This is a genomic window from Rahnella sp. R3(2024) (assembly GCF_042920125.1).
GTDB lineage: Bacteria > Pseudomonadota > Gammaproteobacteria > Enterobacterales > Enterobacteriaceae > Rahnella > Rahnella rivi.
On sequence record NZ_JBHGBU010000001.1, the window covers coordinates 142,675 to 164,179 of the forward strand.

A 21,505-nucleotide genomic window follows, 5' to 3' on the forward strand; every position below is an offset into this window, starting at 1 on the left:
ACCCCACACGCGCGTCTACTTGATTGCGATCAACGCCGCGTCGTCGTATAAAAATTCACATAACGATAAATACCCCTTAAGGGGTATTCGGCCATTTCTTAATAATTGCTTGTTTTTAAACGGGTAATTTCTGAAAAACACCCCAAAAGCCCATCAGGAAGCCGGAGAAGGAAAATTGGGGGTAAGGCGGCGGGAATGTGACGGATTTGTGAAATTAGCGGGTGGCATATTGTATTTGTGCCGATGTCTGGCGTAATGGAGAAACCTGTTTTCTCCGCCAGAAGCCTTTAATGCAGACAGAAAAACCCGTCGTACTCAATTTCAATGATGAAGTCACCGGAATGATTTACGGCTTCGTTTTTCGGCCAAACCGCCCTGCCGAGCGCGTCTCTTCCCAACAGGTTCAGGAAGCCTATCAGCAGATCTGCCATGACCAGGGGTTTGTCTGGATCCACGTCAATCTCAATCACGCCATGGCAGAAAAATGGCTGAAAAAGCATTTTGCGGTCGGGGATGTGTTTTTCGAAGAAATCCGTGAAGGGTCGCGCAGTACGCGCATAGAACGGGTGGATGACACCTTACTGGCAGTGCTCAACGACGTGATTTTTCGCCCCGATGAAACCAGTGATGAAGCCTCCACCCTGTGGCTGAGCTGTCATCAGCAACTGGTGGTGACCGCACGCCACAAACCGGTGCGGCTGATCGAGCGGCTGTTTAAACGGCTTGATCACCTGAACATCGGCTCGCCGACCGCGCTGCTGGTGCATCTGCTGGAAGAACAGGAGGAGTTGCTGGAGCAGATCGTCCGCCGCGCCAATCAGTACGTGGATACCATTGAAGAGCGCCTGCTCAGTCATCACGTCAAAAAGAACCGCGCCAGTCTGGGCAGGCTGCGGCGAATGCTGATGCGTTTTCAGCGGTTGCTGGCGCCGGAGCCGACGGCGCTGTTTCGCCTGCTGAACCGCCCTCCCGCGTGGATCGCGCCCGCCGTGGTGCAGGATTTACGTCAGTTTGCCGAAGAATTTTCCGTGGTGCTCAATGATCTGATCGCACTGACCGAGCGCATCCGTTTGCTACAGGAAGAAATTACCTCGCGCCAGATGGAGCAAAGTAACCGCACGCTGTACGTGCTGACGGTGATCACCGTGCTGGCGCTGCCGATCAATATTGTGGCGGGATTTTTTGGCATGAACGTCGGAGGCATTCCGCTCGCCGGCAATCACCACGGTTTTATCCTGCTGGTGGTGATTGTCGGCGTCTGTACCCTGCTGGCGGGCTGGTACGCCTTCAGGCGCAGCGACGAGAACTGAGGCAAGGTTACAGGAAGTGGCTGGCCTTATTTAACAGCGCCGCCTTGGTGATCACGCCCAGCAGGCGGCGCGACTGTGCATTTTCCAGTACCGGCAAACGTTCGAGCGGCGACGTGCTGAACATCGCCCACGCCTGTTCGTAGCTGGCCTGCTGGAACAGCGTGGTGAACTCCTGTTCGATAAACCCGTCGATCGGGCTGTCAGATTGCAGGCTGCCGTCAATAATGCCGCTCGCCAGCACGTTGGTCGGCACCACGCCGAGGAACCGCTCTTCTCTGTCCACCACGTAAACGTAGCGCGTGCGCTGCTTCAGCCCTTCGCTGACCACCTCGGAGAGTGAGGCGTCCACGTACATTTTCGAGCAGGGCGTCACCAGTGAAGCCACGGTGCTGTACTCAAACTCATTCTTCGCGAGGAAGCGGGCGTTGTGTCGCGTCAGCACCGGGTAGGTCCCGCCCTCTTTCAGACGGGAGGCAACCACGTAGGAAATCGCCGTCGCCAGCATCAGCGGGAACAGCAGCGAGCTGTTGAGGGTCATTTCAAACGCCATCATGATCGACATCAGCGGCGCATGGCTGGTGGCCGCCAGCAGCGCACTCATGCCGATCGCCGCATACAGCCCGACCGGACCGGGATCAAAGCCCAGCCATTGCAGGAAAGTACACACCAGCGCGCCGCCCGCCGCGCCGATCAGCAGTGACGGCGTAAACAGCCCGCCCACCGCGCCGGAGCCGATGGTGATCGCCGTGGCGACAATTTTCAGGATCAGCAAGACCAGCAACGACGTCTGTAAATCGCCGTTGTTGAGGATTAAATCGATCACCTCAAAGCCGTTGCCCAGCACCAGCGGGGAAATCATTGCCACCAGCCCGACACCCAGCCCGCCAAGGCCAAGACGCAGCGCCGGATGCGAAATGGGTTTCATCCACAGGCGCACTTTGTCGATGGAGGAGATAAACAGTGGCCCGAGCACGCCCGTCGCCGCGCCGATGATCAGCACGGTAATGATCGCGCCAAATGACGGGCTGAACGTCGCCGAGGAGTAAAGGTAGAGCGGCGCATAATCGGTCAGCGAACGCACAGTAAGCACCGCGACCGAGGCCGAGATAAACAGCGGGATCAGCCGCTGCACCGCCGTCACGCCAAAGGCAATTTCCGCCACAAACAGCGCCCCCGCAAACGGTGCGTGGTACACCGCTGCCAGCCCGCCAGCCGCCGCCATGGCGATGATATCGGACTGATGGACGCCTTTAAAACGCGAGAAGCGCCCGACCAGACTGCCGCTCAGCGCAGAGAGTTGCACCATCGCGCCTTCACGCCCAATCGACCCGCCGCTGGCGATACTGGCGAGCGACGACAGCCCGCGCAGCACGGTGCTGACCACCGGAATGCCCGGCAGACGCTGGTCGATCACATCGAGGTAATCCGGCATTTTGCCGTGCTTTTCTTCATGGCGCAGCGCCCACAGCAAAATGAAACCGGCAATAATGCCGCCTGCAGTCGTGATCAGCGGCCAGACCAGCCGGGGGTATTCGTTAAAGGCTTTGGTAATGTCGCTGCCGTCGGCAAACATCAGGCCGTTAATGCCAGATATCGCGCCGCGAAACGCAATAGTGACCAGTGCGGCAACAATCCCGGCGGGGATTGCGATCAGCAGGTTAATCCAGTCATCCTTTTGCAGGGAATCAAATGCTTTCAGGCCCATCAGGTTCTCATTATGGAAAGAGGCTGACGGGGAGAATACCATTTCAGCGTGAGTTTCTCATGCCCGCACTTTGCCGGGTGATTTCACGCTTTCGGTGCCGTCTCAGGGGCCGGAGGGAGATTTTCGGCGGGAAAATAAAGGGGTTTTTGAAAGTTGGCCGGTATTCCTATAAAACATCCTCAGTACCTTCAATTCTGATTCCTGTTTAATAAGGGCCACGCCATGATAACCGTTGAGAAAGCAGATTTTTTCTCGCCCGAATCGCAATATTTAATCGAAAAGTTGTCATCAGAACTTGCCGCGATCACCGGTAACAGTGGCAAAAGCCATTTCACGGCAGATTCACTCGAAGAGGAGCGCTCGCTGTGGGTACTGGCAAGAAACCAACAAGGTGAAGCGATTGGTTGTGGAGCGATAAGGCCGTTAACACAACATATCGCCGAACTGAAAAGGATGTTTGCTGACCGAAGTTCACCCGGCATTGGTCAGGCTTTACTCGATTTTCTGGAAACATCCGCAGCACAGCGAGGTTATACCGAACTCTGGCTTGAAACCCGCCACGTTAACGTCAGGGCTGTCCGTTTTTACCTCAAAAATGGCTACGGACAAATTGAAAATTACGGCCCCTATATTGGCCGGGAAGAGGCGGTATGTTTCTCGAAAACATTGCGGCCCGCTCATTTGGCATAAATCGCAGGCAACGCCCCATCCGGCAGAAAAATCCGCCCTCAGCAGGAGGCTGTTGCGCAGATTATCCGCAGCCAGGAACAAATTTTTGCAAAAACGAAGATGCACTCTATGCTTCGTGAGCAACAGAATTATTCAAAGGAATTAAAATGGTGGTTAAAGGTATTTCCAAGGGGTTTTTTCTTACGATTCTGGTCATCGTAACGTTGGCTTTTTTTGATGTTTTACGGCCTTACTACTCTTCCGTTTTATGGGCGATTATTCTGGCAGTGATTTTCAATCCATTAAAAAACCGTCTCAAACTTTACGTCGGCGATCGCAACGGCGTGGTTTCGCTGATCACGGTGTTGATCATTTGTCTTATCGTCTTCACCCCGCTGGCAATTATTATTTCCTCGCTGGCGATTGAGTTCAACGCGGTGTACGTCAAGTTGCAGGGAAATGAAACACAGCTGCCGGTGATCCTGGCGGATGTGATTCATCATCTGCCTCGCTGGGCGCGCCATTTCCTGTCCGATCACGATCTGGACAGCACCACTGAAATTCAGAAGAAACTGTCTGATGTGGCATTGCAGGGGAGCCAGTATCTGGCAGGCAGTGTTTTCGTTATCGGTAAGAGCACCTTCGGGTTTGCGCTCGGTTTCGTCATCATGCTGTACATCCTGTTCTTCCTGATCAAAGACGGCGCTTATCTGGTGAACCTGACGCTGGCTGCCCTGCCGCTGTCGAGCTACGTGAAACACCATCTGTTCATGAAGTTCGCCGCCGTGGCTCGCGCAACGGTAAAAGGTACGGTGGTGGTGGCTATCGTTCAGGGTGCGCTGGGGGGGATTGCGTTTTACATCGCTGGTCTGGAAGGAAGCCTGCTGTGGGGCGCGCTGATGGCGTTTCTGTCCATCATTCCGGCCGTGGGTTCAGCGATCATCTGGGTACCGGCGGCCATCTATTTCTTTGCTTCCGGCATGCTGTGGAAAGGCATCTTTATTGTGGTGTTCTTCGTGGTGATCATTGGTCTGGTGGATAATATTCTTCGTCCGCTGCTGGTCGGCAAAGACACCAAAATGCCTGACTATCTCATTCTGATCAGTACATTGGGCGGAATGGAAGTGTACGGCATTAACGGATTTGTTATCGGCCCGCTGATTGCGGCGCTGTTTATCGCCTGCTGGAATATTCTTTCCGGGCGCGATCATCGCGATAACATTGAAGAGATTGACGAGGATTTTATCGAAGAAGGTAAAAACCATCCGGGAGCCTGACGGTTCCCGGCACTAATCTGAACATGAGCGGCCTGCGTGCCGCTCATTTTTTTTGCTTATCCCGCCGCCCGCTCTTCACACCAGCGTTCGAACAAATCAGGGTTGAGTGGCATCGAGTAGTAGTAACCCTGCACTTCGTCACACCCCAGCCCGCGTAAAATATCCACCGTCTCCTCGTTTTCCACCCCTTCCGCCAGCACTTCATAATCCAGCTGTTTGAGCAGACGGATGACGTTTCTGACGATCACCAGACTGGCGTGATCGGTAGAAATGGTGCCGACAATGGAACGGTCGAGTTTGATGGTATCCATAGGGATTTTGCGCAGCACGTTGATGTTGCTGTACCCCGACCCGAAATCGTCGAGTGAAATCTTAAACCCGCGCAGCTTGAGCATTTCGAGCCCGGAAAGCGCATCCGGGCTTTCGAGCATTTTCTCGGTTTCCAGACATTCCACGCTGAGTAAAGCCGGCGGCAGCGTGTGGCTGAGCATCTTCTCTTCCAGCGCATCGGCAAAACCAGGGCGGGAGAAATCGCTGGCCGCCAGATTGATGGACACCGGCACCCGCAGGTTTTTGTCGACCCACAGGCTGAGCTGCCGGATAGCGTGCTCGATAACCCAGTCGGTCAGCTCACTCATCAGGCTGGTTTTTTGCACCAGCGGAATAAACTGCCCCGGCATGATCTCGCCGAGCAACGGGTGTTTCCAGCGGATAAGCGCTTCGGCGCCGGTGACCTCGCCGGTGGTGAGGGAGATTTTCGGCTGATAAACCAGGTATAACCCGCTGCGCTCGTGCAGCGCTTTTCTCAGTTCGGCCAGCAGCTGGAAATCATTGCGTTTTTTGTCATCGATGTCGGCGTCATACGTCATGAACCTTTTCTTCTGACTGATCGCCTCATGCAGAGCACTGACCGCCCTGCGCAGAATTTCCGCCGGATTGAGCTGCGGGGAGAATTCACCGGAATCACCGATATGAATGTCCAGATTAAGCGGGATCTGATTATTCAGGCTGGCCTGCGTGCCAGTGAGCTTTTCACTGATCGTTTGCAGGCAAGGGGTATCGCTGTCTTTAAGGAAGAAGGCGTAACGCCCGACGGCGACTGCGTATAACAGCCCGTCGAGTTTCAGGCGGGCTTTCAGTTGCAGCGCCATATCCTGCAGCAGGCTTTCCACCGCGCCCATCCCCATGGAACGTGCAACTTCATAGGCAAAGGCAATATCCAGACAGTCGATAATGACCAGCGTACTGTCCGCACCGTTGAGGTAGGACATATCCCGCAGCAAACGCTGGCGGTTAGGCAGCAACGTGACAATATCGACGTAACCGACCGCATGCCAGGTTTCCAGAAACACAGACATCAGCTCGGCAATTTTCTCAAACGTTTCGATTTGCTCATGGGTAAACTCACGCGCCTCGCTGTCCAGCACGCACAACGTGCCGACGATCACCCCTTCACGCGTGCGCAGCGGGCATCCGCCGTAGAAGCGGATATAGGGGGCTTCGTGAACCAGGCGGTAATGCATAAAGGTTTCATCCTGCAGCGTATCGTTGCAGATGAGGGTTTGTTCGCTGCGAATGGTGTGTGCGCAAAACGCATCGCTCAGGCTGGTTTCAGTAAAAGGAACGTTCTGGGCTGATTTAACAAATTGTTTTTCATCATCTAAAACGGACACAAAACACATCGGCACATTGAGCAAGCGACAGGCAAGAAAGGTGTATTTTTGCAGCGTCTCGTCACGGCCTCTGTCATCTGCCTTAAGAGCATCGATCGCCGCATGCCTTTTTGCTTCATTGTTACTTAAATTGGTCAGCATGGTTACACTCTTAAAATCAGAAATTTTTCTAATAATATTCTTATACCCTTTGGCGAACACATTCGACCAATACTGGCTCCACGTGGTTCCAGAGGGATAAAAGCCGTTAATTTTATTTAATTCAGCGGAGAAACTGTTAAGAAAAGCCAATCTTTCCGCTTTTGACACGCGGCAATGCAAGGTTAATGAATACAAGTAAAATAACAAGGAAAATGCCGAAATACTCACATTTCGCGCTTCTGCAGCGCTTGTCCTTATGCATGTCGTGGATTATCTGTTTTAGTATGTGCTAGCCTGCTGTGAGAAATCTGATGTGTCGGGAATAAGATTTTCCTGCCCCGCCAAACAGACTCTTCAAAAAATGATTAACTTATTGATTATCTGAATATTACAGACAGTCGTTGAACCAGGCGAAGAAATAACGAGCGGGTAACACTTCTCTCTCTGTAGGAGCCATAACAAAATGAAAAACATTATATTAAGCATGATCGCCAAAATCTCCCGGATGGAAGCAGACGCTAAGCAATTGACTGCACAGGTAGAAGCGCAGTCACTTCTTTTAAGCGCACTGTTTTTAACGGTGGGTAAAAATGGCGGTCCGCAGGAAATTATTGAGAGCGTAAATAAAGCCATTAATTCCGTGCTCGACTCGGACGATGATGCAATTAAATCCGACGCTTCACTTTTATTCGAGCAATTTCAGGCAATTATTTCGACCACACGCTTAATTGATCAGGCCGACCCGGAACTGAATGCTGAAGCACTGAACACGCTGAACGGTACCAGCCCGGATGCTGTTACTGAATCATAACATTTGATTGCACACGCAGCCCCTGTTTTGCTCACACGTTTGGCATCCGGGCTGCGTTCAGAAAATTCTCGGAATGTGCCCCGGTGAGTGCAAGGACAGAGATTCCCTACTACGCTTTAAGTCTGCAAACAAAGGAGAATACGATGTCATCACAAGATTACGATAAAGACCTGAACAAAGACGCAAACCGTCTGGCTGATAAAGTTGAAAACAAAGCCAATGAATTTGCCGGTGAAGCGCAGAAGCAATTCGGCAACTTTGTTGACTCGCCAAAGCACCAGATTGAAGGCGCTGCCCGTAAGTTGTCCGGACAGGCAAGTGAAGCCCTCTCCGGCGTGGCTGACAAGGTGAAAGATAACCCGCTGTCTGGTCTTATCGCCGCAGGTGCCATTGGTGTTGTGCTGGGTTTACTGCTTGGCCGTAAGTAATAAGCCGTAAGTCGTAAAACTTACGCCTCAGGGCCGGGAAACCGACCCTGATAAAAATCCGGAGACTTCAGGTTTCCGGATTTTTTTTGCGTGCAATCGGGAGAAGAGGCAAAGCAATCAGGCTCAGGAGAAATTTTCCAGCACCGACAGGAAGGAGTGTCTGTCGCCATGCCCCTCGGTGAGGCGCACGCGCCCTTCGATATCGGCCAGATGGTGATCCATCAGCTGCCGGGCTTTGTCCAGATCTTTTTCTTTCAGTGCCGCCACAATCATGCGGTGATGATCCGCCCCACAGTCGTCTTTTCTTTTTTCCTCATACAGCGACATCACCAGCGAAAGCCGCGCCACGATTTTCGCCAGCATTTCCGTCAGTACAGGATTTCCCGCCAGCTCTGCCAGCACAATGTGAAACTTGCCGGAGAGCACGGTTTTGGATTTTTCATCGCCGTGAGAATGGGTGTGCTCTTCTTCGTCTGCCAGTTTCTCCAGCGCGCTGAGCTGTTCAGGCGTCGCGCGCTCAATCACGAATTCCAGCAACAGCGCTTCAATTCTGCGGCGCGCCTCAAACAGATTTTTGGCTTCTTCAATGCCCGGCTCCGCCACAAACGTGCCCCGGTTCCTTTTGCGCTCCAGAAGATGATCGCTTTCCAGCACCCCCAGCGCGCCGCGCACCACGGTGCGGCTGACGCCAAAATGATCGGCAATCGCTTCTTCGAGTATTTTGGTGCCAGGGGTCAGCGCGCCCTCGCCGATCGCCGCCGCCAGCGTGGCGCGAATACGTTCGGACACATCGTCATTGCTGTCCGACTGGGTCACCGGTTTTTTGGCCGATGTTGCGGCTTTGCGAACCGGTACGCGCGGTTTGCGGGTTGTCTTTTCCACATCTGACCTCTTCTGGGATAAATTCGCAGTAACTGATGATGTTGTAATTATCTCGATAATAATATTGATTCGCCAATACACAATAGCCACGTGCAACCGGCTGCCGTGGCATTGCGTGGCGATCGGCCCGCCACAAGCCGCTTTATGACGCCTGCAACGGGATCCCTTTTTCGACACACAGGGAGCGGATGTGGTGTGCAGATTTTTTGATGAAATGCACTGCCTCGCTGAAACCGTAAGATTGCTGTTCATAGGCAGGGTAGCCATAGTTCAGGGTTTCATAGGTTTCCCAGTCTGCGATTTCACCGGTTTTCACTCTCCGCTCAAACGCGTCCACCATCGATAAATACGCCTCAAGCTCTTGTGGCGACAAATCCGGATGACCGGCGCGCCACAGCGGATCGTCGAGCTGAATACACTGACGCGGATTGGCCTGACGGCGGTTGTCATCTGTCGACTGGGCGATTTCCAGCGAGAGATTCAGCGTCGGGTTGACCTTTGCCAGAACCGGCAGTATCGCGGCAAAATCGACGATGCCCTCACCACACGGGCGCGGCTGGAAGTCAAAACCGCCCGGCGCTCTTGCCACGTAAGCGTCTTTGATGTGCGTCTGACGGACATAAGGCGCCAGTCGCTGCGTGGCCAGCAGCGGATGTTCACCGCGTTGCAGCATATTTGCGGTATCGAGCACCACGCCCACGCAGTCCTCACCCACCGCTTCTATCAGACGTAAGATCTCGAAAGACGTGATTTCGTCATGCGTTTCGATATTCATATGAACACCACAGGCACGCGCCGCCGGTGCGAGTTTTCGCAGCACGTTTTCGATGCCCAGCAATTGCTCGTCCCAGGTGACATCTGTCCGAAAGCGGTCCACGGCCAGCCGCCCGCGATAGGCAGGTTTAAAATTGCCCGGCGACACCCACAATTCCCGGCAGCCGTTTTCGGCGCTGGCTTCCATCATCCTGATCAACCCGGCGATAATGTCCCCGCCCCCTGTCGCACGCAGTTCGGGGGATTCAGCACTGCAATAGGGGTTAATTTTCCCCAGCCCGCTTTCCAGATAGAGCCCCAGATCATCGGCTTTTGCGCGGATATCACGCAGCAACCCCCTGTCGAGATCAGGGCTCATATCTAAAACGCTGCTGAAGAAGATGCCCTCCAGCCCCAGCGCTTTTACGTGATCCAGACTCGCCAGCGGTCCGCGTTTTTTCACTTCGGGTAATTTCAGCCCGTCAATGCCCAGTCTCATTCATAACTCCTAAACAGTGTGGAACGACCTGTCATGTGCTGCAAGGGTCATGCCAGCAAAGATAAAAAGGCCGTGACCATAAGTTCATCCCACTGATTTAATGCGATTTTAGGGTGAAATTAATATTATTATAAACTTTCGTATACTTTTACGAATCATAAATCCCCCACAGAAGATCAACTTACGCAGCGGGTTCCGGTGATGCTGCAAAATCCTAATAAATTATTAACCTACTGAAAAAGAAGGTTTTTCATTCTTTTCTTCTTTTTGGCCGGGAACAACGCTGTTATCAGGGCGCTCCAATTTTGTTTGTTTATTGCACCATCACGACCCGTTTATCGCACCAAAATGGCGAAAACAGACTAAAAATTAATATTCGAATATTTCGTATTATGTTTGTGATTATTAATGTTCGGATATTAAAAAATTAATTATCACTTTACATTCAATGCATTAAAAAACTTTCCTGCTTAAAAATTCATACTGGCATGCCGTTTGCTCTTTCCTTTTCCATGCACCACAACCCAAAACCGTCCATGACTGCGACGTAGGATCAGGAAGCAATATGTCATATATGCAAAACAGCGCTGAAACCAAACGCCTGAAAGTTCAGGGTCTTACTCACAGCTACGGCGGGAAAAACGCGATCGACAATGTCTCCTTCAATATTGAAGCCGGAGAAATTGTGGCGCTGCTCGGGCCGAGTGGCTGCGGTAAATCGACGGTACTGCGGGCCATCGCCGGTTTAATCCAGCCGAAAGCGGGTCGTATTGAACTCGGCGGGCAGGATCTCAGCGTCGTCTCGGCCAGAGCGCGCGGCATCGGGATGGTGTTTCAAAATTATGCGTTATTCCCGCACCTCACCGTCGCCGAAAACATCGCTTACCCTCTGGCCTGCCAGCAAGTTTCGCGGGCGGAACGCAAACAGCGCGTGGAGGAAATGCTGGCGCTGGTAAGACTCAGTGATTTTGGTAACCGCCTGCCCCGCGAACTTTCCGGCGGGCAGCAGCAGCGTGTCGCGGTGGCACGCGCCATTGCCGGCCGCCCTTCACTGCTGCTGCTGGATGAGCCTTTTGGTGCGCTGGATCGCGCGCTGCGTTTTGATCTGCAGGTGGAATTGCTGCATCTGCAAAAAACGCTCGGCATCACGACGCTTATCGTTACCCACGATCAGGAAGAAGCGCAGAGCCTGGCTAACCGTCTGGTGCTGATGAACAAAGGTGAGGTGGAACAAATCGATACGCCGATGGCGGTGTATGACACGCCTAAGACGCTGTTCGTCAACACCTTTATCGGGCAAACCAATATGCTGCACGGCACGGTATCGAGCCTCGGCGAGAACACCACGCTGATTAGCCTTGCCAATGAAAAGACGCTGCGCCTGCCGCGCCGTCTGAATTTCACTCAGGGTTCGAAGGTGACCCTCACTTTCCGCCCGGAAGAAGTTCGCCTCACGACCCAACCCAGCGACAGTGCCCAGCCGGTGCGGATGACCGTATCCGTTCCGCTGGGGCCGTCGCTGGTGCATGACCTGGCCTTTGAGGATGGCACCCGTCTGCGGGCGTCGGAACTCAGAGGCCCGTCCACCCGGATCCCGCCACCGGGCGCACAGCTTTTTGCCGAGATCGACACCGCACGGTGCCACGCTTTTCCGGCTGAGCCGGAATTCACACGTTAATCACTGACTATCAGAGGTAGAGACAATGAAGGACTTTGAAATAAGTCGTCGCCGGTTCGGTTATCTTGTGGCGGGAGTAGCGGCATCGACAATGATGCCCTTTTCTCTGCGCGCCGCGGCTGCCAGCAAAAGCAGCGCCGTGGCAGCAACCTTTCCCGGTAACTGGGAAGACGCCTACCGCACCGTAATCACGCCGGTGCTGCAAAAAGAGGGCTACGGACTGACCATCGCGCCGGTCATGGCACAGGATCAGCTGGCAAAAACGCTGGCAAGCCCTGGCCGCCCGCCTTATGACACGTTGCTGATGTCGCCGGGGCAAACAACGATTGCCGTTGAAAAAGACCTGATCCAGAAGATTGACCCTGCCCGCCTGAAAAACTGGGCCTTGCTCGACCCGTCATTTCAGGGGGAATACGGCCCGACGGTGACCATTGAAGTCAACGGCATTGCTTACAATCCCGATCTGGTTCCGCGCCCCAAAGGTTACCGGGATCTGTTTGAAAATCCGGCTTACAAAGGGCTGGTGTCGTGGACCGGTTTTGAGTCGAACACTGCCGTCATGGCGTATACCGAGATCGCGAAAATCTTTGGTTCCGGCGCGCAGGACATGCAGGCAGTGTTCGATTTGTTCAAAAAGCACCCTGAGCAACTTAAGGCGATCGTCGACAGCACCAACCACCAGATGACGTTATTCCAGCAGGGAGAGATCGCGGTCTTCATGTGCAGCACCAACAACGTTGCCCGCCTGAAAAGTCTGGGAATGAACGCGGAGTTTGTGCATCCGGAAACCGGCTCTCCGGCGGCACCGGTCAATATTCACCTGACCAAAGGCGCCGCGAACCTGGATGCGGCCTACGCCTACATGGACGCGGCCATTTCACAGAGCGTTCAGCAGCAACTGATGCAACCGCCCACCGACATGTTCCCGACCAACCGGACGGTGGCGCTGACCCCGGCGATTGCCGCGTACCTGACGCGTGATCAGATCAAAACGCTGGTCTACCCGGACTGGGCGGCCATCAATAAAAACCGTGACAGCTGGATCCGCCAGTTCGATACGCTTGTGGCGGGCTAAGGTGAAAACATGAAGCAGAGCGGCTTTCCCTATGTGATACCGATGCTGGTACTTTCGGTGGTGTTTTTCGCCACGCCGCTGGCGGTACTGGTCGGATACAGTTTCGCCGGTGCCGGTGGCATGACCCTCAGCCACTACGGCCAGTTTTTCGGGGACGCCTTTAATTTTCGCGTCCTGATTAACACGGCCCGTCTTGGCATCGAAACGGTGATCGGCACCACCTTGCTCGGCGTTCCCGTGGCTCTGCTTTACTGGCACAGCGGCAAGAATGTGCGCCAGGCGATCGTCTTTCTGACGCTCATTCCCATGCTGACCAGCAACGTGGTACGCACGTTTGCCTGGATAGTCATCCTCGGGCGTCAGGGGCCGATCAGCCAGACGCTGTTCTCACTGGGCATTACCGACGTGCCCACCAGCCTGATGTTCACCGAACTGGGGCTGGTGATGGCGATGTGCCAGATTGATTTACCGCTGATCATCCTGCCGCTGATTGCCGTGCTTTCGCGCACGCCTTATCAGCTGACGGAAGCCGCTCAGGTTTCCGGCGCCGGTTCCTGGCGCATTCTGTTTACCCTGCTGGTGCCACTGATGCTGCCGGGGCTGCTGGCCGGCTGGATCCTGGTGTTCGCCAGCACCAGCAGTTCGTTCGTGACTCAGGCGGTGATCGGCGGTGCGCGTAACGTGTACGTACCGCAGCTGATTTACCGCGAAGTGGGGACGCTGTTCAACTGGCCGCTGGCCTCCGCCATTGCCGTGGTGCTGCTGCTGACCACCGGCTGTCTGCTGGTCGCACTGACCATGATTTCACGCCACAGGAGACTGGTCGGCCATGCATAAACATCGCGAAAACCCGCTTCCGTCTTTGCTGTATAAGATTTTTGTTTTCGGCTTTGGCACGCTGTGCGTCATCTATCTGGTGGCGCCGATCGTGATCGCCCTGATGATGTCGTTCACCTCGGGGCAGACGCTGAAGTATCCGCCGCAGGGCTTTTCCCTGCGCTGGTATGAAGCGCTGCTCGACCCGGTGAAATCGGCAACGGAGCACATTGCGGCCTGGAACTCGCTGAAAATTGCCGGTCTGGCGGTGGCTGGCGCGCTGCTGTTTGCGGTGCCTGCCACCATCGGTATGACCCGCATGAAACGCCGCAGCGTCAATACGCTCGAGCCTTTGCTGCTGGCACCGCTGGTTCTGCCAAGCCTGGTTTATGGGCTGGCAGCGCTGATCGTCGCCAATTTTATCGGCTTCCCGCCTTCTCTCTGGCTGACCGTGACCGGGCACGTGGTGGTGTTCGGGCCGCTGATGTACCGCGCGGTGTCGGTGGTTGCACAGGGCATGAATCCATCGCTTGCCGAAGCCTCGACAACCCTGGGCGCCAGCTGGTTTATGACGCTGCGACGCGTCACGCTGCCGCTGCTGACGCCGGGCATCCTGGCCGGTGCCTTTTTGGTGTTTATCCAGTCGCTGGATAACGTCACAGTGTCACTTTTTCTGGCTGACGCGCGCACCACCGTTCTGCCGTTGCGCATGTTTGCGCTTATCGAAGAATCACTCGACGTCCGCGTGGCGGCAATGTCAGGAATATTGATCGCCGTGACATTGCTCGGCCTGCTCGTTGCCCGGCGGGTGCTGACCCCTGCGCGACAGCCTTAACACGCCATTTTCATGATCTTATTTGAAAGGAACACCCTATGAATACTCGTGCGACACCTGCCGCTGGCTATCGCATCGGGTCGTTGCTGGCCGGTTTCGAGCCAGATTTCGACTTCTCCGCCCCGTTGCCTCTTCCGCTGGAGGAGTTTGAGGAGCGCCTGCGCAAAATCAGACGTCAGGCCGTTGAGGCCGGGCACGACGCGATCGTCGTTCATGCCGGCAGCGTGGGCTGGTTCCATGCCTCTAATGCCTACCTGCGCTACATTTGCGACTGGATGCGCGAAGGGGTCCTGATTATCCCGACGGACTCAGATAAACCGCTGACCCTGCTATCATTCTTCACCCAGTCGGTACTGCTGCCGCCGGGCGGTGAGCCTCTGCTGGTGGAAGATATCTGGCAGATTGGTCCGGTGGGCCGCGAGTATGCCGATCGCCCTGGCGATGCGGTGTTAAACACGGCAGAAAAGTGCGCAGACATCCTTTCACGGCTGGGCATGAAGAATGCACAAATTGGCAGGATCGGCGACCGGACCTCCCTCACCTTTTGGGCCGCACTCAGCGTGCGGTTACCCGGCTGTCAGTTCGTTGCCGACAACGCCATTCTCGACCGGCTGCAAAAAGTCAGGTCACCGCGTGAAATTGAGATGTTCCGCGCCGCGGCGCAGTTGATCAGCATCGGCACTCAGGCGGCTTATCACGTCGCCAGACCCGGCGTGACCGATCACGAAATCTTCGCCGCGTTTACCGCCGCACAAATGGCTTTTGGCGGCGAAACCGGCGACGGCTATCAGATTGGCATTAATGAATTTGGTACGCACTGCGGAAAACCTTACGGCCACGTCGTCCGTCCCGGTGATCTGATTAATCTGTACATTTCGAACGTCACCTGGCGGGGATATACCGCGCAGACGGCGCGTATGATCGCCGTCGGCGAGATCACCTCGCGCCAGGAAGAGGTGCTTGCTGCGTGCACGCAAGGCGTTAAGCGTGCCGAGCAACTGATAAAACCCGGCGCACTGATGCGGGATATTAATAATGCCGCGTTTGGCCCGATGATAGAGCGCGGCATGCTGACGTCACCGGAAGCGCGCACCATGCCTTACAACTGGTCGCCGGAGTCAGACGGTTCCGCAAGACTTATTCCGCGTCAGTATGTGCGCGATATCGACTGGGAAGCGCAGGGTCGGACACTGATGCACGTTTATCCGGCAACGCACGGTCCGCACAACCCTAATCTCGGCCATTCCGTTGGCATGGCGGGCGCGCAAAACAGTTTTAATATTTCATCTCATAACTACGATCGCCTGGAAGAAGGCATGGTGTTTGTGCTGCACGCCCAATGGCTGGAACCGCTGTCCGCCGGATGTAATATCGGCGATTGCTACGTCGTCACCCGGGACGGGTTTGAGAACCTCAGCCGTCATACCCCGCTTGAGACACATCGCATAAAAACCGGAGCCTGAGATGAACAGCAAGACATCCCATACCTATTTTGATTTTGCGACGCTGACTGAGAGGGAACGCTACAAAATTTTGATCGGCACCGTGATCCCCCGCCCTGTCGCGCTGGTGACGACCCTGAGCACAGACGGCATTCCGAATGCGGGACCCTTCAGTTTTTTCAATGTGCTCACTCACGATCCGGCAATTGTGGCGATTGGCGTGGAGAATTATGCCGACATGCGTTTTAAAGACACGGCGCGCAATATTCGTGAAACCGGTGAGTTTACCGTGCACATTGTCGACGATGCGCTGGTCAGCCAGATGGAAATTTGTGCCATCAAATTTGGTCCGCAGGTCAATGAACTTGATGAGGCGGGGCTTGAGACAACGCCCGGTGAACGGGTGCGCAGCCCGCGTATTCTCGCCGCACCGGCCGCGCTGGAGTGTCGGCGACATACCATTTTGCAGGTGGGCGCCGCCCGTGAAATTATTCTGGGCGAAGTGGTGGGGGTTTATGTGCGCAGCGATGCCGTGAACCCGGAGAATTTACACATCGACCAGCAACTGATGGATGCGGTCGGTCGCATGGGCGGCAACACTTATTGCAGAACGCGGGAGCAGTTCGATGTAAAAACCCTCACCCCGGAACAATGGGAGGCGCGCAGGCTGGCACAATAATCGGGGAAATATGCCAAATCCTAATGAATTGACTCACATAGGCTATTATTAAGGTTTAGCTGAGAATGAGGAAACAACCATGACTCCAGTTGCCAGTTACACCGGTGCCGCAGTGTTTGTCCTGATTGGGATAGTGATGATCGTCATATTGTTCCGAAATCACAGAAGCAAGAATAACAGCAAGTTCCTGACGCCCGGCAATTGCCTGTTATCGGCTCTGGCGGTGGTGTCGTTCGTGATTGCCATCATCTTTGTGGGATCGTCGTCAGCCATGTGACGGCACAGTGATGCGGCGGCCTGCCGCATCGCTTTCCATCAGCAGTTCACTTCAGATGGTTACTTCAGACAGTTACTTCGCCCAGCTTGGCTTGTTCAGGATGTGATCCTGCCAGTCTTCCACGTCATCTTCGCGTACAGCGATATAACGCACGGAGATCTGCGCGGTGTGCATCGCGGATTTTGAGGCTTTGTTCAGCAGCGGGTGCCACGGAAACAGCGGTTTACCTTCGCCAATCAGACGGTAGGCACAGGTCGGCGGCAACCAGTCGAAGGTGGTCAGGTTTTCGCGGGTCAGTTTGATGCAGTCTTCTTCAAGCGTAAAACGACGCTCGTAGTTGCGGCACTGACAGGATTTGATGTTCAGCTGATTACAGGCGACGTTGGTGAAATAGATTTCATCCGTGTCTTCATCTATCAGCTTGTGTAAACAGCATTGCCCGCAACCGTCGCACAATGCTTCCCATTCTTCGTTAGTCATTTCAGGCAGCGTCTTTTGCTGCCAAAAAGCGGGTTCAGTCATAGTGTGCATCCGGTAGAAGTAAAATGAGGGTGCTTATATAGACGCTTTGCGCCGCAGATGCAAGCAAAGCCGCCGGAAACGCACTCCGGCGCAGAGGGAAATTATCTCAGATCACGCGGGTGGTGACGTCCTTACCGTTCAGTGTAGCGCAGATTTCATCCCCCGCTTTTAACGGGCCAACGCCATGCGGCGTACCGGTCAAAATAATGTCACCGGCGCGCAGGGTGAAGAAACGGCTCATGTAGGCGATCAGCGGCAGGACAGGCGTCAGCATATCGCGCGTGTTCCCCTCCTGATGCAGTTCGCCGTTAATCAACAGGCGCAGCTCCGCCTGTTGGGCATCACCAAACTCACTCACCGGTATAAAACCGCTCATCGGGCAGGAACCATCGAAACCTTTGGCCTTTTCCCACGGCTGACCGGCGGCTTTGAACTGGCTCTGCAAATCGCGCAGCGTCAGATCAAGCGCAAGGCCGTATCCGGCAATGGCGTTGGCGACCCTGTCTGGCGTCGCCTGTTTCAATGGCGTGCCGATAAGCACCGCCAGTTCGATTTCGTGATGTACCGAACCCAGACCTGTGGGCAGCGCGATGGGCTGGCGGATATCGCACAGCGCCGTTTCCGGTTTGATAAACACCACCGGCTCCGCAGACACCTGACTGCCCATCTCTTTAATATGATCGGCGTAGTTATTGCCGACACACACCACCTTGTTCACCGGAAAATCCAGTAATGCGCCCTGCCAGTCTCTGTGTTGGTACATAACGTGACTCCTTGTTAAAAAGCCTTAGCCGCTGAACGGATTATGCGGCGCAGGTGCCAGTGGTGCGGACGGCGCTGAAGGCGCAGGTGCCAGCTCGCCCGAAGCTACCGGTGCCTGTGTCTGTGTCTGCGCGCCCATAATGCCGTCAGCCATCATTCCGATGCTCAGTGCAAAATAGGTTGAGCGGTTCCAGTGCATGATGGTGCGGAAATTATCGTAAACCAGGAACGCGCGGCCCTGCACATCATCCGGCGTAATCACCCATGCACGTGTGGCGGTGGAAGCCAGCGGGCTGCCGTCTGCCTGCGTAATGCCCTGCTGCTGCCAGTAGCTGGCCGGATGCATCTGGTTGTTTTTCAGACCCGCCAGGCTGGCATCAAAGTTAGCCGGAAGTTTGACTTCCTGACCCCATCCCTGATTATTCTTCCAGCCTTCTTTTGATAAGTAGTTCGCGGTAGAAGCAAAGACATCGTCGGTATTTTTCCAGATATCGATTTTGCCGTCGCCATTGCCGTCAGCGCCGTAGTTCAGATAAGAACTTGGCATGAACTGCGACTGCCCCATCGCGCCTGCCCAGGAGCCTTTCATCATGTCGCTGGTGGCGTGACCGGAGTCGACGATTTTAAGCGCCGACATAAACTCTTTGGTGAAGAAGGCTTCGCGGCGCCCCTCAAAGGCCAGCGTCGCCAGCGCAGAGAACACGTCCTCTTTACCCTGGATCTTCCCGAAGCTGCTTTCCATTCCCCACAGCGCCACTATGTACTGAGGCTGCACGCCGTAACGCGCGCTTGCCTGTTTCAGTGCTGGCAGGTTGTTCTGATACTGCTCCTGTGCGGCTTTGATTTTCCACTCAGGCAGAACGCGGGTCAGGTAATCGTCGAGGGTAATTTTCTTTTCCAGCTGATTACGGTCGGAATTGATGACGCGATCCACGAAATGGATATTGGCGAAGGTGCTGTCGAGGGTTTGCTGGCTGATGCCTTGCGCCAGTGCCTGGGCTTTCAGTTGTTCGACGTAAGCCGGAAATTCTGCCGGATCCCTTCCCTGTTCTGCCAGTGAGGTTTTGGCAGGGGCGGCTGGCGGCGTTGATGCGGGTGCCTGAGCGGCAGCCGCTGGCTGTGTGGCGGGTTGCCCGGAGGTGGCTTTCTGCGCTGCGCAACCGCTAAGGATAATCAGGGGCGTTAATACTGCCAGTGCCGACAATTTCATCAAACTCTTCCTTTTGACATTCTAAAAATGATTCATCGCTGTAAGCTTTAGATACTACAACGATGAATGCAAGTTATGAGGTCCGAAAGTTCGGGAAATGCCGAAACTAATGTCAGGAAAGGATTATTTATTGCTGTCGCTGAGGTGCATGTTCAATAAACTTTCAACCGGTGGTGGCACTTGCAAATAATAACCTTGTTCTTCGAGTGCCTGACGGACTTTGGCAATATCCGCCGTGGCCAATTTTTCGCGGTTCGCCAGATTGAGCATCATTGAGAACTGTGGCACGCCAAAACCTTTAAGTAATTCTTCAGGCACGCGAGAGAAATCGTCTTTTTTTTCGACATACAGATAAGTCTGGTCGCGTTTAGTACTTCTATAGATCACACAAAACATTTTTTTAACTCTATTTAATTGAAACGGCGGCTTGCGGAGATATAACTGTAACTATACCATGCTTAATGTACATCGGAATATCGCCCCCCGAGTGGTATTCCGGGGATTTAGAGTTGCTGAGACTGAGTCAGGATAGATGTCACAATCGCCAATAGAACTAAAAGGCAGCAGTTTTACCTTATCGGTTGTTCATTTACATAGTTCACAACCTGAGGTTATTTACCAGGCATTACAGGAAAAAGTGGAGCAAGCTCCGGCCTTTTTGAAAAATGCCCCTGTTGTTATCAACGTTGCATCACTCAGTGGTGACGCAAACTGGAAAGACATTCAACAGGCTGTCGCTTCTGCAGGCTTTCGCGTTGTTGGCATCAGTGGTTGCAAAGACGAAAAGCAAAAACGCGCACTTTCCCGCACCGGTTTACCGCTGCTGAGTGAAGGCCGTGCACAGCGTATCGCCGCCGAGCCGCCCGTCCCTGTCGTACCCGATAATGCCCCGGCTAAAACCCGCATTGTCAGTACGCCGGTCAGATCCGGCCAACAGATTTATGCCCGTAACAGCGACCTCATTGTGACGAGCAGCGTCAGCGCAGGTGCGGAACTGATTGCCGATGGCAATATCCACATCTACGGCATGATGCGAGGAAGAGCACTGGCAGGTGCCGCAGGGGATGCAAATTGTCAGATTTTTTGCACACTGCTGGGCGCTGAGCTGGTTTCTATCGCAGGGCAGTACTGGTTGAGTGATCAAATCCCGGCCGACTATCTCGGTCAGGCCGCGCGCCTCAGCCTGATAAATAACGTGTTAACCATACAACCTTTAAACTAAGCCCTTTTGACAAGGAATCCATTCATGGCACGCATCATAGTTGTTACATCGGGTAAAGGGGGCGTTGGCAAGACCACTTCAAGCGCGGCCATCGCTACCGGTTTAGCTCAAAAAGGCAAGAAGACTGTTGTTATCGATTTCGATATTGGTTTGCGTAACCTGGATCTGATCATGGGCTGTGAACGCCGCGTGGTGTATGACTTCGTTAACGTTATCCAGGGCGATGCCACGCTGAATCAGGCGCTGATTAAAGATAAGCGCACCGATAACCTGTTCATTCTTCCGGCTTCTCAAACGCGTGATAAAGACGCGCTGACGCACGAAGGCGTCGAAAAAATCCTCAATGATTTAAACGAAATGCAATTTGACTTCGTGGTGTGCGATTCCCCTGCGGGCATCGAAACCGGCGCGCTGATGGCGCTGTATTTTGCCGATGAAGCGATCATCACCACCAACCCTGAAGTCTCTTCCGTTCGTGACTCAGACCGCATTTTGGGCATTTTATCGTCTAAATCCCGTCGTGCGGAGAAAGGCTTAGAGCCTATCAAAGAACATCTGCTTCTCACTCGTTATAACCCGGGTCGCGTAAGCCGTGGCGATATGCTGAGCATGGAAGACGTGCTGGAAATTCTGCGTATTCCACTGTTGGGTGTGATCCCTGAAGACCAGTCAGTGCTGCGCGCGTCCAACCAGGGCGAGCCGGTGATTCTGGATCAGGAATCCGATGCAGGCAAAGCGTACGATGACACCGTCAGCCGTTTGCTTGGTGAAGAACGTGCGTTCCGTTTTATTGAGGAAGAGAAGAAGAGTTTCCTGAAACGCCTTTTTGGGGGATAAAC

22 protein-coding genes are annotated in these 21,505 nt (G+C 54.2%); 14 read left to right on the forward strand and 8 right to left on the reverse strand.

The genetic code is table 11. The features are described 5' to 3' along the window. The first annotated feature begins 290 nt into the window (after nt 1-290). Nucleotides 291-1,310 (forward strand): transporter, encoded by a 1,020-nt coding sequence (locus ABSH60_RS00550; RefSeq protein WP_122095141.1) that lies wholly within the window; start codon nt 291-293, stop codon nt 1,308-1,310. 7 nt (nt 1,311-1,317) lie between these two features. On the opposite strand, the gene ABSH60_RS00555 is transcribed toward ABSH60_RS00550, so the two are convergent. Further along, nucleotides 1,318-3,015, reverse strand: coding sequence for a chloride channel protein (locus tag ABSH60_RS00555; protein ID WP_390972242.1), 1,698 nt, complete (start codon nt 3,013-3,015; stop codon nt 1,318-1,320). Nucleotides 3,016-3,237: 222 nt separating this feature from the next. Between ABSH60_RS00555 and ABSH60_RS00560 the strand changes: the two genes are divergently transcribed. Continuing rightward, entirely contained in the window at nt 3,238-3,705 is a 468-nt protein-coding gene (locus ABSH60_RS00560; protein WP_390972244.1) for a GNAT family N-acetyltransferase, read from the forward strand. 146 nt (nt 3,706-3,851) lie between these two features. Then, nucleotides 3,852-4,961: an AI-2E family transporter gene (locus tag ABSH60_RS00565; RefSeq protein WP_056770133.1), complete on the forward strand. Its 1,110-nt coding sequence runs from the start codon at nt 3,852-3,854 to the stop codon at nt 4,959-4,961. A 56-nt stretch (nt 4,962-5,017) separates the two neighbouring features. Here ABSH60_RS00565 and ABSH60_RS00570 read toward each other — a convergent pair whose 3' ends face one another. Then, complete coding sequence (locus tag ABSH60_RS00570) at nt 5,018-6,775, reverse strand: EAL domain-containing protein (protein ID WP_390972246.1); 1,758 nt, start codon at nt 6,773-6,775, stop codon at nt 5,018-5,020. 463 nt (nt 6,776-7,238) lie between these two features. Between ABSH60_RS00570 and iraP the strand changes: the two genes are divergently transcribed. Continuing rightward, nucleotides 7,239-7,586, forward strand: coding sequence for an anti-adapter protein IraP (iraP, locus tag ABSH60_RS00575; protein ID WP_056770126.1), 348 nt, complete (start codon nt 7,239-7,241; stop codon nt 7,584-7,586). 143 nt (nt 7,587-7,729) lie between these two features. Next, complete coding sequence (locus ABSH60_RS00580) at nt 7,730-8,014, forward strand: YqjD family protein (protein ID WP_056770122.1); 285 nt, start codon at nt 7,730-7,732, stop codon at nt 8,012-8,014. Between the two features lie 123 nt (nt 8,015-8,137). Here ABSH60_RS00580 and ABSH60_RS00585 read toward each other — a convergent pair whose 3' ends face one another. Further along, nucleotides 8,138-8,896, reverse strand: a complete 759-nt coding sequence (locus tag ABSH60_RS00585; protein WP_390972249.1) for an FCD domain-containing protein — start codon at nt 8,894-8,896, stop codon at nt 8,138-8,140. Between the two features lie 142 nt (nt 8,897-9,038). Further along, the gene (locus ABSH60_RS00590) at nt 9,039-10,148 is read right to left on the reverse strand and encodes a TIM barrel protein (protein ID WP_390972251.1); all 1,110 of its coding nucleotides are present in this window, start codon (nt 10,146-10,148) and stop codon (nt 9,039-9,041) included. 565 nt (nt 10,149-10,713) lie between these two features. Here ABSH60_RS00590 and ABSH60_RS00595 point away from each other — a divergent pair. From ABSH60_RS00595 to ABSH60_RS00625, 7 genes are all read left to right on the forward strand, one after another. Then, nucleotides 10,714-11,826 carry an ATP-binding cassette domain-containing protein gene (locus ABSH60_RS00595; RefSeq protein ID WP_390972253.1) on the forward strand — a complete coding sequence of 371 codons (1,113 nt, stop codon included), beginning with the start codon at nt 10,714-10,716 and terminating at the stop codon, nt 11,824-11,826. A 25-nt stretch (nt 11,827-11,851) separates the two neighbouring features. Continuing rightward, nucleotides 11,852-12,901 carry a PotD/PotF family extracellular solute-binding protein gene (locus tag ABSH60_RS00600; protein WP_122095133.1) on the forward strand — a complete coding sequence of 350 codons (1,050 nt, stop codon included), beginning with the start codon at nt 11,852-11,854 and terminating at the stop codon, nt 12,899-12,901. A 9-nt stretch (nt 12,902-12,910) separates the two neighbouring features. Beyond that, nucleotides 12,911-13,738, forward strand: coding sequence for an ABC transporter permease (locus tag ABSH60_RS00605; RefSeq protein WP_056770107.1), 828 nt, complete (start codon nt 12,911-12,913; stop codon nt 13,736-13,738). Next, the gene (locus ABSH60_RS00610) at nt 13,731-14,552 is read left to right on the forward strand and encodes an ABC transporter permease (RefSeq protein WP_056770104.1); all 822 of its coding nucleotides are present in this window, start codon (nt 13,731-13,733) and stop codon (nt 14,550-14,552) included. Before ABSH60_RS00605 ends, ABSH60_RS00610 begins: the two co-directional genes overlap by 8 nt. 38 nt (nt 14,553-14,590) lie before the next feature. After that, nucleotides 14,591-16,015, forward strand: a complete 1,425-nt coding sequence (locus ABSH60_RS00615) for a M24 family metallopeptidase (protein ID WP_056770099.1) — start codon at nt 14,591-14,593, stop codon at nt 16,013-16,015. A 1-nt stretch (nt 16,016) separates the two neighbouring features. Continuing rightward, nucleotides 16,017-16,673: a flavin reductase family protein gene (locus tag ABSH60_RS00620; RefSeq protein ID WP_122095128.1), complete on the forward strand. Its 657-nt coding sequence runs from the start codon at nt 16,017-16,019 to the stop codon at nt 16,671-16,673. A gap of 79 nt (nt 16,674-16,752) precedes the next feature. Further along, nucleotides 16,753-16,950: a hypothetical protein gene (locus tag ABSH60_RS00625; RefSeq protein WP_136376529.1), complete on the forward strand. Its 198-nt coding sequence runs from the start codon at nt 16,753-16,755 to the stop codon at nt 16,948-16,950. 72 nt (nt 16,951-17,022) lie between these two features. On the opposite strand, the gene ABSH60_RS00630 is transcribed toward ABSH60_RS00625, so the two are convergent. The 4 genes from ABSH60_RS00630 to ABSH60_RS00645 form a co-directional block, all read right to left on the reverse strand. Then, entirely contained in the window at nt 17,023-17,472 is a 450-nt protein-coding gene (locus ABSH60_RS00630) for a YcgN family cysteine cluster protein (RefSeq protein ID WP_056770089.1), read from the reverse strand. Between the two features lie 106 nt (nt 17,473-17,578). Then, nucleotides 17,579-18,235 carry a fumarylacetoacetate hydrolase family protein gene (locus tag ABSH60_RS00635; protein WP_390972258.1) on the reverse strand — a complete coding sequence of 219 codons (657 nt, stop codon included), beginning with the start codon at nt 18,233-18,235 and terminating at the stop codon, nt 17,579-17,581. A 24-nt stretch (nt 18,236-18,259) separates the two neighbouring features. Beyond that, complete coding sequence (locus ABSH60_RS00640) at nt 18,260-19,444, reverse strand: lytic murein transglycosylase (protein WP_390972263.1); 1,185 nt, start codon at nt 19,442-19,444, stop codon at nt 18,260-18,262. A 123-nt stretch (nt 19,445-19,567) separates the two neighbouring features. Next, on the reverse strand, nt 19,568-19,840 hold the full coding sequence (locus ABSH60_RS00645) for a YcgL domain-containing protein (RefSeq protein ID WP_056770075.1): 273 nt from the start codon (nt 19,838-19,840) through the stop codon (nt 19,568-19,570). 136 nt (nt 19,841-19,976) lie between these two features. Between ABSH60_RS00645 and minC the strand changes: the two genes are divergently transcribed. Together minC and minD are read left to right on the forward strand one after the other, a co-directional pair. Further along, nucleotides 19,977-20,666 (forward strand): septum site-determining protein MinC, encoded by a 690-nt coding sequence (minC, locus tag ABSH60_RS00650; protein ID WP_056770072.1) that lies wholly within the window; start codon nt 19,977-19,979, stop codon nt 20,664-20,666. 24 nt (nt 20,667-20,690) lie between these two features. Continuing rightward, complete coding sequence (gene minD, locus ABSH60_RS00655; protein WP_056770068.1) at nt 20,691-21,503, forward strand: septum site-determining protein MinD; 813 nt, start codon at nt 20,691-20,693, stop codon at nt 21,501-21,503. The last annotated feature ends 2 nt before the right edge of the window (nt 21,504-21,505 follow it).

Bases quoted from the DNA above. Each gene is read 5' to 3' on its own strand.
- ABSH60_RS00590 (WP_390972251.1), bottom strand. From the start codon at position 10,148: ATGAGACTGGGCATTGACGGGCTGAAATTACCCGAAGTGAAAAAACGC.
- ABSH60_RS00560 (WP_390972244.1), top strand. From the start codon at position 3,238: ATGATAACCGTTGAGAAAGCAGATTTTTTCTCGCCCGAATCGCAATAT.
- ABSH60_RS00620 (WP_122095128.1), top strand. From the start codon at position 16,017: ATGAACAGCAAGACATCCCATACCTATTTTGATTTTGCGACGCTGACT.
- ABSH60_RS00605 (WP_056770107.1), top strand. From the start codon at position 12,911: ATGAAGCAGAGCGGCTTTCCCTATGTGATACCGATGCTGGTACTTTCG.
- ABSH60_RS00615 (WP_056770099.1), top strand. From the start codon at position 14,591: ATGAATACTCGTGCGACACCTGCCGCTGGCTATCGCATCGGGTCGTTG.
- ABSH60_RS00635 (WP_390972258.1), bottom strand. From the start codon at position 18,235: ATGTACCAACACAGAGACTGGCAGGGCGCATTACTGGATTTTCCGGTG.
- ABSH60_RS00625 (WP_136376529.1), top strand. From the start codon at position 16,753: ATGACTCCAGTTGCCAGTTACACCGGTGCCGCAGTGTTTGTCCTGATT.
- ABSH60_RS00645 (WP_056770075.1), bottom strand. From the start codon at position 19,840: ATGTTTTGTGTGATCTATAGAAGTACTAAACGCGACCAGACTTATCTG.
- ABSH60_RS00610 (WP_056770104.1), top strand. From the start codon at position 13,731: ATGCATAAACATCGCGAAAACCCGCTTCCGTCTTTGCTGTATAAGATT.
- minD (WP_056770068.1), top strand. From the start codon at position 20,691: ATGGCACGCATCATAGTTGTTACATCGGGTAAAGGGGGCGTTGGCAAG.
- ABSH60_RS00555 (WP_390972242.1), bottom strand. From the start codon at position 3,015: ATGGGCCTGAAAGCATTTGATTCCCTGCAAAAGGATGACTGGATTAAC.
- ABSH60_RS00565 (WP_056770133.1), top strand. From the start codon at position 3,852: ATGGTGGTTAAAGGTATTTCCAAGGGGTTTTTTCTTACGATTCTGGTC.
- ABSH60_RS00570 (WP_390972246.1), bottom strand. From the start codon at position 6,775: ATGCTGACCAATTTAAGTAACAATGAAGCAAAAAGGCATGCGGCGATC.
- ABSH60_RS00600 (WP_122095133.1), top strand. From the start codon at position 11,852: ATGAAGGACTTTGAAATAAGTCGTCGCCGGTTCGGTTATCTTGTGGCG.
- minC (WP_056770072.1), top strand. From the start codon at position 19,977: ATGTCACAATCGCCAATAGAACTAAAAGGCAGCAGTTTTACCTTATCG.
- ABSH60_RS00580 (WP_056770122.1), top strand. From the start codon at position 7,730: ATGTCATCACAAGATTACGATAAAGACCTGAACAAAGACGCAAACCGT.
- ABSH60_RS00595 (WP_390972253.1), top strand. From the start codon at position 10,714: ATGTCATATATGCAAAACAGCGCTGAAACCAAACGCCTGAAAGTTCAG.
- ABSH60_RS00640 (WP_390972263.1), bottom strand. From the start codon at position 19,444: ATGAAATTGTCGGCACTGGCAGTATTAACGCCCCTGATTATCCTTAGC.
- ABSH60_RS00550 (WP_122095141.1), top strand. From the start codon at position 291: ATGCAGACAGAAAAACCCGTCGTACTCAATTTCAATGATGAAGTCACC.
- iraP (WP_056770126.1), top strand. From the start codon at position 7,239: ATGAAAAACATTATATTAAGCATGATCGCCAAAATCTCCCGGATGGAA.
- ABSH60_RS00630 (WP_056770089.1), bottom strand. From the start codon at position 17,472: ATGACTGAACCCGCTTTTTGGCAGCAAAAGACGCTGCCTGAAATGACT.